Source organism: Flavobacterium sp. (assembly GCF_050696275.1).
GTDB lineage: Bacteria > Bacteroidota > Bacteroidia > Flavobacteriales > Flavobacteriaceae > Flavobacterium.
The window spans coordinates 1-10699 of the sequence record NZ_JBOGUT010000050.1 but is presented as its reverse complement, the minus strand read 5'-3'; the positions used below and the strand labels follow the sequence as shown (position 1 = coordinate 10699).

Below are 10699 nucleotides of genomic sequence, written 5' to 3'. Positions count from 1 at the left end.
AAAAGACCACATTTGAGTTTAAATATGAAAACACCTAACTTTGTATATGAAAAAACCAGTGAAGTTAACTTCACTGGTTTTAATTAATTTATTGTAAAACTTGTCAACCTATTTTAGGACGACTCAGAATTATTTATTTTTTATTGTTTTACAATTTTCTTTGTAGCTGATCCCTCACTTGTATTGATATCCATAAAATAAATACCTGCTGTCAAATCAGAAATATTCATTTTTACATCCTGATCGCTTTTAGGATTAAATAATTTAACTGTTCTTCCGTTAACATCAACAATATTTACTTCATTAATCTCAATATTACTAGTATTGGAAATCATGATAAAATCAGACGCAGGATTCGGATATACTGCAATTTTTGAAAACAAGAAATCTTTAGTAGATAGCACTTCTGTGACAGTAACATTGTCAATAATCAGCGCATGTGTAGAATTAGGTGTTGCATTTGCAGCAGAATTATGCAGGAAACTGAAATAATAAGTACCTGTAGCTGGAGGCGTAAAATTATAGGTTTTCTGTACAAAAGCAGTATTGCTTACCCCTGTTTCTGTAGCTAAAACTGTCGTTTGAGAAGCTGCAGTCTGATCAGTTCCTACTGTCAGTTGGTAATTTGCTGTTGCTGTTGTTGTCGCCTGATAGTTTCTTACATAATATGTTATTGTAGTAGTGGAACCTGCGGTTAAATTTATACCCCTTGAAAAAAGTCTTTCATTTGCCGCAGCTGCAGCTGGTGTTATCGCTACTGCAGAACTTTCCCCTTGCTGTACTAAAGCACTTGCAGGTCCTCCATAATTAATAAACCAAGAGTTTGCCGTATTATTAGGAACAGCCAACCATCCTACAAAAGGAAAATCTACATGTTCAAAACTGGTATTATAACTTGGACTGGTCGACTGAAAAATAGTATGAAACGGATATGGTCCTTCCCATATACTCAAGTTTCCTGCGCCGCAATCTTTTCTAACATAGTACTCATAAGTACTGTTTGGTGTCAAACCAGACAAATTATAAGGGCTCGTTATACTGTTAACAGTAGTTCCAGTTCCTTGTACAAAACCATATGGTCCATATTCTAAAGTAACTGTTCCACCTCCAGTGACGTTAAAAGTAAGGTTCACCGAATTTAAAGCTGGTGTATTAAATCCTAAGGCTGTTGGTCTTGCACAAGTCACAGATTTCCCAAGCCTTGTTTCAGGGCGGAAATTTGAGGCTACAATTGTTGTCGGCGCTGCAGTAGGACTGAAAGCACTTTTTAATCCATTAGCCAAAGTAGTACTGCATAAAGCACCATTAGGAGTTGTCGCTACAGGATTTGCAGCATTTTGATAATCGAAAGCTACATATATTGCTCCTCCTGTGTATGTAAATGGAGATCCTCCTGAAAAAGGAATATCAAATGCTCCGGCAGCTGCTGGAAGCGTTACACTCGCATTGCTCACTGTGGTCATACCTGTAATAGCGGTTGCCCAAGCGGTACTTTTGGTATTAGTTGCATCAGCAGTATTTTGCAGATAGATTATAATATTACCAGTCGTAGTAATGTTTTGCGCTGTTGCAAAATTGAATCCCAAAGAATTTACTACTGAACCATTTGTAAATCCTGCAGCAGTCATTTCAGCTGTGGTAATTAACCAAATACTTCTATTATACCTGGTAGATCCCTGAGGAGCCCTTCCGTTACCTGAAGTGGAATTATTATTAGCTAACGCAACGTAATAATCGGTTTGTGCATTTACAGCAAAACAGAGTGTTACTAATAAAAAACAAAGTAATTTTCTTTTCATAATTTGATGTCTAAAAGGTTATTACATCAAATATAGTATATATTTTTAATTTCTATTATTAATCTTTTTCCCATTTTCCAACAACAGAAGTCGCCAATGCATTTCCTAAAACGTTAGTGGCACTTCTGAACATATCACAGAAATGGTCAATAGGTAATATTAAAGCAATCCCTTCAACAGGAATTTTAAACATTCCGCAAGTAGCAGCCACTACAACCAGACTGGCTCTTGGTACACCGGCAATTCCTTTACTGGTTAACATTAATACAAAAAGCATGGTCAATTGTGTAGGAAAGTCCAAATGCACATTATAAACCTGCGCAATAAAAATACTGGCAAAAGTCATATACATCATACTCCCGTCAAGATTGAACGAATAACCAAGAGGCAACATAAATGATACAATTTTGTCTTTAATACCGAATCTTTCTAATTCCTCTGTCAGTTTCGGGAATACTGCTTCGCTGCTGGTTGTTCCGAAAGCAATAATCAATGGACTTACTATGTGCTTCAATAATTGAGTCATATGTTTTTTAAGGAAAATATAGCCTACAAAAAGTAAAACTATCCATAATGTAGATATTCCTACTAGAAAGGATCCGAAGAATTTCGCATACGTCACCAATAATTCTTCAAGGTCACGAATGGCAAAAACACCTGCAATGGCACCAAAAACACCAAGAGGAGCAAATTTCATCACATAATTAACCATTTTCAAAATGATGTGAGAAGTTTTATCTAAAGCATTAACAACCGGTTTTGTATAATCACCTAATGAAGCAGCTGCCAATCCAAAAAAGATGGAAAAAATTACAATCTGTAAGATTTCATTGGTTGCCATGGCTTCGAAGATACTCTTTGGAATAATGTGCTCGACAAAATTTTGAGCTGAAAAACCCTGTGTTTTATCTGTTACTTCAGCTGCTGTGGAAACATCAACATCTGATAAATGCAAACCTGTACCAGGCTGTAAAATATTTACCCAGAACATTCCAATTAATAAAGAAATAAAGGAGGCCGTAAAAAACCATCCTAATGCTTTTCCTCCAATTCGACCGACAGATTTTATATCTCCTAATTTTGCAATTCCTACTACTAATGTCGTAAATACCAATGGAGAAATAATCATTTGTACCAAACGGATAAATATAGTGGCCAGCATTTTTATATAGCCACTGAATTCTTTTGCCGCTTCCGCAGAATAATTATTATGGATAAATATACCTAAAACACCTCCTAATACCATTGCAATTAGGATTTGAACAGTTAGGTTACTTAAAAATGATTTTTTTCTTGTCGATTCAGCCTCAGGTGAATGTGTATGCATTTGAATTATTTTTGAGTTTTGTTTAGTAAATAAAAATCGGTCAGAACGATAGCAGCCATAGCTTCTACTATAGGTACTGCACGCGGAACAACACAAGGATCATGACGACCTTTACCCTGTTGTTCAACTATTTCGTTCGTATTGGTTAAAACTTCCTGCTTTTGGATTAAAGTAGCGACAGGTTTGAAAGCTACTCTAAAATAAATATCCATCCCGTTTGAGATTCCTCCTTGGATTCCGCCGGAAAGATTCGATTTCGTTGTTCCGTCCTCGTTATATAAATCGTTATGTTCGCTTCCTTTCATTTTAGCGCCACAAAATCCGCTTCCATACTCAAAACCTTTTACTGCATTAATGGAAAGCATGGCTTTTCCCAGTTCGGCATGAAGTTTATCAAAAACCGGCTCTCCAAGTCCGATTGGGACATTCTGGATAACACAGGTTATGGTTCCGCCAACGGTATCACCTTGTTTACGAATTTCTTTGATATAGTTTTCCATTCTTTCAGCGGAAGCTAAATCAGGGCAACGAACCGGATTACTTTCAGTCAATGAAAAATCCAGATCCTGATAAGGTTTATCTATAAATATATCTCCAACTGAAGAAACAAAAGCATTTATTTTTATGTCCGAAATGACTTGCTTTGCAACAGCACCGGCAACTACTCTGCTCGCCGTTTCTCTGGCTGAACTTCTTCCGCCCCCGCGATAATCACGGATACCATATTTTTTCTCGTATACATAATCAGCGTGACTTGGTCTGTAACTGTCTTTTATATGGGAATAATCATCAGACTTCTGATTGGTATTTGGAATAATAAAGCCAATAGGCGTACCTGTTGTTTTTCCTTCAAAAATACCTGATAAGAACTGAACTTCATCTTCTTCTTTACGCTGGGTAACAATTGATGACTGACCTGGTTTACGGCGTTGCATTTCTATCTGAATCGCTTCAAAATCTAAAGTAATTCCTGCCGGGCATCCATCAATAATTCCTCCTAGAGCTTCACCGTGAGATTCACCAAAAGTGGTGATTTTAAAAAGGTTTCCGTAACTGTTTCCTGCCATTTTTATTTGTTTGAAACAAATGTAATGTTTTAGTTTAAAGTTTAAAAGTTTAGCTCTTCAAAAGTATTGGAAATAATATTTTTCTTAACATTCGATTTATGTTCAATTAATACTGTAGTCCTTAATTTGTCAAACTTCAAATCAATAACAATTGAAAAAAAGAAAAGTAGAAGTAGTGGTGATTTCCGACGTCCATTTAGGCACTTATGGATGTCATGCAAAAGAATTAGCAAATTATCTGGCTTCCATAAAACCCAAAATGCTCATTCTGAATGGGGATATTATTGATATTTGGCAATTTAGAAAATCGTACTTCCCTAAAGAACACTTAAGAGTAATCAAACAAATCATCAATTGTGCCTCAAAAGGAACTAAAGTACATTATCTCACTGGGAATCATGATGAGTTTCTTCGCAAATTCAGCGATACTTTTGTAGGTAATTTTTCGTTACAGGATAAGCTTTTACTGGATTTAGACGAAAAAAAAGCATGGGTTTTCCACGGGGATGTTTTTGACGCTTCTGTACAACATTCAAAATGGATCGCCAAACTGGGCGGGCTGGGTTATGATTATCTTATTTTACTGAACAGATTCATCAATTGGTGCTTGAGTAAATTAGGAAAAGAACCTTATTCGTTTTCAAAAAAAATAAAATCAAGTGTAAAAAAAGCGGTGAAATTTATTGGTGATTTCGAAATTACAGCTACTGATTTAGCCATTGAAAAAAATTATGATTATGTCATTTGCGGTCATATCCATGAGCCTAAAATAAAAGAAATAGAGAATAAATCCGGTAAAACATTGTATTTAAATTCTGGTGATTGGGTTGAAAACTTAACGTCACTGGAATACAATAACAAACGTTGGAAATTGTATAAGTATTCCGAAAATGAAATACAAACGATTGAAAGTGAGGAAAATGATAATTTTGACATGGAAAACTTATTAACTCAGGTCTATTTTAATTCCGCCCGCAAATGATATTAATAAATTGTTTTTTGTTAAATTAATATACTAACGATTCAAAAAAAACGTTTCAATATCTTAGTAAAACAAATTAAAATTTATGAAAAATTTATTTTTATCTGCTTTTATGCTACTGGGTTTAGCATTTACAGTTCAAGCGCAGGATATTTCAAAAAACGCTTTAGGTCTACGTTTAGGTGATAATGACGGTTTCGGCGGTGAAATATCATATCAGAGAGGTTTAACATCTAAGAATCGTTTAGAATTTGATTTGGGATGGAGAAACAGTAATCACGTTGACGCAGTTAAACTTACAGGTTTATACCAATGGGTTTGGAATATTGATAATGGATTTAACTGGTATGCCGGAGTTGGTGGAGGTTTAGGAAGCTGGAGCTATGATCACAATAATTATAAAGATGACGGAACATTCCTTTTTGCAGCTGGAGATATAGGAATTGAATATAACTTTGATGTGCCAATTCAGTTATCTTTAGACTTCAGACCGGAGCTTTATTTTAATTCCGATGATTTTAGAGACGATAATTTTGGACCTGACATCGCTTTAGGAATCCGATACAGATTTTAAATAAAAAAAACACCTTCAAAATGAAGGTGTTTTTTTTATTTTATTATAATTTCTTTTTTTGAATTAATCTTTACAATACATATCGGGCTTGTTAATGCTGTTGTCACCATATCCCCTTTCTGAGGGAAAACTTCCTTTATAATCATGATGACTTTATTTCCGTCGTCAATCATTTTCTCAGGGAACACATCATAGCCACCTGTATTTTTTCGGCCCATGTTTAAAATTAAAACATTGGAAGTTTCGAAATTAACTTCTGGAACTTTGTCTTCTTTCATCGAAATGAAAAAAGCTCTGAAATCTTCATTATTTCTTATGACTCTGTACGTCTTTTGAGGTAACCCGCTATAAATACTTCTATAAATAACTTCAAAATTACCTGAAGAATTTTTTGCTTCAGCGTTTTTCAATGAATTACTTCCGCAAGCCATTAAACTTAAAAATAAAAGGTAGCATACTGTTTTTTTCATATTGATTCCTGAATTGCTTTAATATATAGACCTTCATATAAAGGTACAATTTTTTCAATTGAGAATTGTTTAGCTGTATTTAAGGCATTCTCTTTAAACTGATTTAAAATACTATCGTCTTTTAAAATTTCCAAAGCATTAACAGCCATATCGTCTATATCACCTACGTCGCTTAAATATCCGGAAACTCCATGAATATTTACTTCCGGCAAACCTCCTGAATTACTCGAAATCACAGGTACGTTGCAAGCCATGGCTTCAAGAGCGGCAAGACCAAAACTCTCGGTTTCCGAAGGTAATAAAAACAAATCCGAATAACTCAATATCTGATTGATTTCATGACTGTTTCCAAAAAATATAACCTTATTACTAATCCCAAGATCCTGACACAATTTCTCTGCTTCTTCTTTTTCAGGACCATCTCCAACCATCATTAATTTTGCTGGGATTTTTTGCTGAATTTTGTAAAAAACCTTCACCACATCAGGAATGTTTTTTACTTTTCTAAAGTTACTAATGTGTGTAACAATGCGTTCTTCCTGCTTTGCCATCACCGAACGTTTACAGTGAATGTTTTCCGTAACCTTATTGTCTAATTCTATAAAGTTTGGGATAACTACAATTTCATTTTTAATATCGAAAAGTCTCAGAGTATCTTCTTTTAAACTTTGTGATACAGAAGTCACTACGTCTGATTTATTGATACTAAAAGTCACAGCAGGCTTGTAAAAAGGATGATTTCCAACAAGAGTTATATCAGTTCCGTGCAGTGTTGTAACCATTGGAATCTTAATTCCTTCATCTTTCAGCATTTGCTTTGCCATATAACCGGCATATGCGTGAGGGATTGCATAATGCACATGAAGTACATCTATTTTATACAATTTTACCATATCGACCAGCTTGCTTGAAAGGGCCAGCTCATAAGGTTGGTAATGAAATAAAGGATACTCGGGAACATTTACTTCGTGGTAGTGCACGTTAGGATTTAAAAGCGCCAAACGTACAGGCTGTCTGTAGGTAATAAAATGTATTTCGTGCCCACGACGGGCTAATTCTAAACCTAATTCAGTAGCGACAACACCACTTCCTCCAAAAGTTGGGTAACAAACTATTGCTATTTTCATGCTACGAATTTACTTAAAACAACAAAAATTAATAGGTAATTTTAGACAAAATTAACGTTATTATTTTTCAATAATTGCATCTTGAATAATCTTCTGAATGTCTTCTCTAATATTCTCTTTTGAGAGTTTATTTGGAGCATTGGAATCCGGAAAAGTTCTATTGGAAAGAAAAACATAAACAATTTCAGTTTCAGGATCAGCCCAAGCCATAGTTCCTGTAAAACCGGTATGTCCAAAACTTGATTTTGAAACACAGCCACAGGTTGGCCCTTCCTTTTCTATTTGCGGTTTATCGAAGCCAAGTCCTCTCCTATTCCCTTCTGTACAGAAATAACAGGTGTTGAAATCATTAAAAGTTTTTTCGGAAAAGAATTGAACTCCGCCATAATTTCCTTTTTGCAGGTACATTTGCATTATTTTGGCAACATCAACCGAATTAGAAAAAATTCCTGCGTGACCTCCTATTCCTCCTTCCATTGCTGCAGCCATATCATGAACATTTCCCTGTATTACCTGATGACGAAAATAAGTATCTTTTTCAGTTGGAGGAATAATATCCATGTCAAATTTATGCAAAGGATTATACATCGTATTGTTCATTCCTAATTTCGAAAAGAAATGCTCTTCGGATAAAATATCCAATGTCTTATTGTTTGATTTCTCCAGATATTCTTTCAATAAAATAAAAGTAAAATCGCTGTATTTGTATTCTTTCTTATCTGATAATTTACTGGCAATAATGGTTTTAATTATACTGTCATTAAAATCATTTCTGATGTATAAATTCTCTGTAACTTCAGCATTGAAACCTTTACTGCTTGTCAATCTGTAGTATTTTTTCAATGGTTTATGATTCCCATCCAAAGTGGCTTTATAAAATGGAATCCAAGCCTGTAAACGGGCATAATGCGATAGAAAATCTTTCAGCCTTATTGAATCTTTATCAGTTCCTTTTGCCTCAGGAATCATCGTTCCTAAAGTAGTTTCCAGATTGATTTTCTGCTCATCATAAGCTTGCATCACATTAGGTAATGTAGCAACAATTTTGGTTAATGAGGCTATATCATAGATATCCGAATTTTTAACTTTCATTTCGTTCTTATACGTATGGAAACCGAACGATTTCTGATAGATGATTTTTCCCTTTCGGGCGACCAGAATTTGAGCTCCGGGTGTCATTTGTCCATCAATTGCTTTTTTCGCGATAGTTTCAATTTTAGCCAAAGTTCCCGAACTCATTCCAACATTTTCAGGAGAAGCGAATCCTAATCTGTTCAATTTTTGAGTGATTAGACCGTCACCAACTTTAAAGAACGAATTAATCGAAACCGGCAATTTTCCTTTGGCTTCAATAGCTCCAAAAATCAATTCAGCAGATACTTCCTGTGCAATATCTCCATTCTGATACGTTACAATAACTGATTTAATACTGTCAAAAGATTTGATTGGCAATAAAGTATACGGTTTAGCAAACACGTCAAGAATGACATTATTATTCGCTGCTATTTTTTGAAGCCAATCTAACTCTTTTTCTGTAAACTCATGTTTTTTCCACGCTTTATCCGATTTATGAAAACCTATAATTACTGTATTATATTGTTTCAAATCCAGATTCAAACTATCAATATTCTGATTCACAACTTCAGTTACTTCAGTATATTTTTTTAATGTAGATAAAAAAGCAGTTCCGGTATCATCCCCTAATTTTACATAGGCAATTTTAGCCTGAGTTAAATCTTTTATTGGCAAAATTTCATTTTCGTTTTTTATAACCGTTATTGCATTTTCATACAATTTATACTGTAATGCATCATTCACAGGTCTGTTAAGATCATTGTATAGCGAATCGGTTTCGATTGCTTTATAGTGATTCAATCCGGCTTTGTATTTGTATTTCAATATTTTTTTTACTGAAGCATCTATTCTTTCGTCAGTAATTAAAGTATCATTATAAGCCTGTCTGAATTTTTCAATGGCTGTGGGAACATCTTCGGCAAAAAGCAAAATATCATTTCCGGCTAAAAAAGCTTCCAAATCAATTTCTCCCGGCTTTTTAAAATTACTTGCTCCTTTCATATTCAAAGCATCGGTAAAAATAAGCCCTTCAAAACCCAATTGTTTTTTTAAGACGTTTGTAACGACATTATACGAAATAGAAGAAGGATAATTAGGTCGTGTTTCAAGACTAGGAACATTCAAATGTGCCACCATGACTGAAGCCAATCCTAAATCGAACATTTTTTTATACGGATAAAACTCAACATCATCTAATCTCTCTTTTGAGAAATTGATCATTGGCAGCGTGTGGTGTGAATCGGTTTCAGTATCTCCATGACCTGGAAAATGCTTTCCTGTGGAAAAAACGCCTTGATTTTGGAATCCTTTCATCAAAGCAACGGCTCTTTTGGTCACTTCTTCTTTATCTTCACCGAAAGAGCGGTTTCCGATAATAGGGTTCTTAGGATTTGTATTAATATCAATTACAGGTGCAAAATTGAACTGAATTCCCATTCGCTTCGTTTCTTTACCCATTTGGCTTCCTAATTCCTCAATCAGTTTCATATCCTGTACAGCTCCTAATGTCATATTCCAAGGATAACGATACGTGGAATCCAGTCGCATGCTCAATCCCCATTCAGCGTCATTACCTATGAATAAAGGAATTTTGGACTCAGTCTGAAAGCGGTTTGTTAATTTTGCCTGACGAACCGGACCTCCCTGAAAGAAAATTAATCCGCCGACTTTATAATTTTTGACTAATTTATCTAAAGCATTAAAGTGAACCGAATCCTTATTGGAATAAGCTGCAACCATAAATAATTGCCCCAGTTTCTCCTCAAAAGTCATCGTTGAATAAATACTGTCAACCCATTTTTGTTCTGCAGGAGTATCTTCAAATAAATTGAATCCTACTTTTGAAGGATTAATAAATTTCACTTTTGAAGAATTATCGATATTTTTGGTTGTGCTATTATTTTTTGTCCCACTATTTTTTTTTACGGAACAATTCACCATAAATAATGAGAAGAAAGAAAATAACAACAACTTAAAAACAAGGTTTTTCATTATATTTTTTTAAAAGAAACGACTATGCCAGCTTTCTTCGGCTGGAATTTCCCATGCATCGTTAAATTCTTCGATAGTATTAACCAGATTATTAAAAACAATTGTTGAACCCGAAACTGCCTTTTCTTTGGCCATTTTTTTGAATTCAATTAAAGTTTTATGTGCGATAAACTCTCCGTTTTTGAATGTCACATTCATTTTATCAAGTAAATCAACATCGTATTTTTTTTCTAAATCCTGGATAAACTGCACAGAGCTGTCGATAGAACAACCTGTAGCAACCGCTC

General features: G+C 34.6%; 8 protein-coding genes and 1 pseudogene. 2 read left to right on the top strand and 7 right to left on the bottom strand.

Annotated elements, in window-relative coordinates; translation table 11 throughout:
- Nucleotides 1-140: 140 nt before the first annotated feature.
- From ACRDEC_RS16570 to aroC, 3 genes are read right to left on the bottom strand one after another with little or no spacing between them, the layout of a single operon-like run.
- The gene (locus ACRDEC_RS16570; protein ID WP_431499482.1) at nt 141-1799 is read right to left on the bottom strand and encodes a T9SS type A sorting domain-containing protein; all 1659 of its coding nucleotides are present in this window, start codon (nt 1797-1799) and stop codon (nt 141-143) included.
- Between the two features lie 58 nt (nt 1800-1857).
- The gene (locus ACRDEC_RS16565) at nt 1858-3126 is read right to left on the bottom strand and encodes a dicarboxylate/amino acid:cation symporter (protein WP_431499481.1); all 1269 of its coding nucleotides are present in this window, start codon (nt 3124-3126) and stop codon (nt 1858-1860) included.
- Between the two features lie 5 nt (nt 3127-3131).
- Nucleotides 3132-4193, bottom strand: coding sequence for a chorismate synthase (gene aroC, locus ACRDEC_RS16560; protein ID WP_431499480.1), 1062 nt, complete (start codon nt 4191-4193; stop codon nt 3132-3134).
- A gap of 151 nt (nt 4194-4344) precedes the next feature.
- Here aroC and ACRDEC_RS16555 point away from each other — a divergent pair, with 151 nt between their 5' ends.
- Nucleotides 4345-5175: a UDP-2,3-diacylglucosamine diphosphatase gene (locus ACRDEC_RS16555; RefSeq protein ID WP_431499479.1), complete on the top strand. Its 831-nt coding sequence runs from the start codon at nt 4345-4347 to the stop codon at nt 5173-5175.
- An 85-nt stretch (nt 5176-5260) separates the two neighbouring features.
- Nucleotides 5261-5749, top strand: coding sequence for a hypothetical protein (locus tag ACRDEC_RS16550; protein WP_431499478.1), 489 nt, complete (start codon nt 5261-5263; stop codon nt 5747-5749).
- Between the two features lie 35 nt (nt 5750-5784).
- Here ACRDEC_RS16550 and ACRDEC_RS16545 read toward each other — a convergent pair whose 3' ends face one another.
- From ACRDEC_RS16545 to ACRDEC_RS16530, 4 genes and pseudogenes are all read right to left on the bottom strand, one after another.
- Entirely contained in the window at nt 5785-6219 is a 435-nt protein-coding gene (locus ACRDEC_RS16545; RefSeq protein WP_431499477.1) for a protease complex subunit PrcB family protein, read from the bottom strand.
- Nucleotides 6216-7346, bottom strand: coding sequence for an N-acetyl-alpha-D-glucosaminyl L-malate synthase BshA (bshA, locus tag ACRDEC_RS16540; RefSeq protein ID WP_431499476.1), 1131 nt, complete (start codon nt 7344-7346; stop codon nt 6216-6218). Before bshA ends, ACRDEC_RS16545 begins: the two co-directional genes overlap by 4 nt.
- Nucleotides 7347-7406: 60 nt before the next feature.
- Nucleotides 7407-10412 carry a glycoside hydrolase family 3 N-terminal domain-containing protein gene (locus ACRDEC_RS16535; RefSeq protein WP_431499475.1) on the bottom strand — a complete coding sequence of 1002 codons (3006 nt, stop codon included), beginning with the start codon at nt 10410-10412 and terminating at the stop codon, nt 7407-7409.
- A gap of 9 nt (nt 10413-10421) precedes the next feature.
- Nucleotides 10422-10699: pseudogene (locus ACRDEC_RS16530) on the bottom strand (ABC transporter ATPase); the annotation flags it as partial.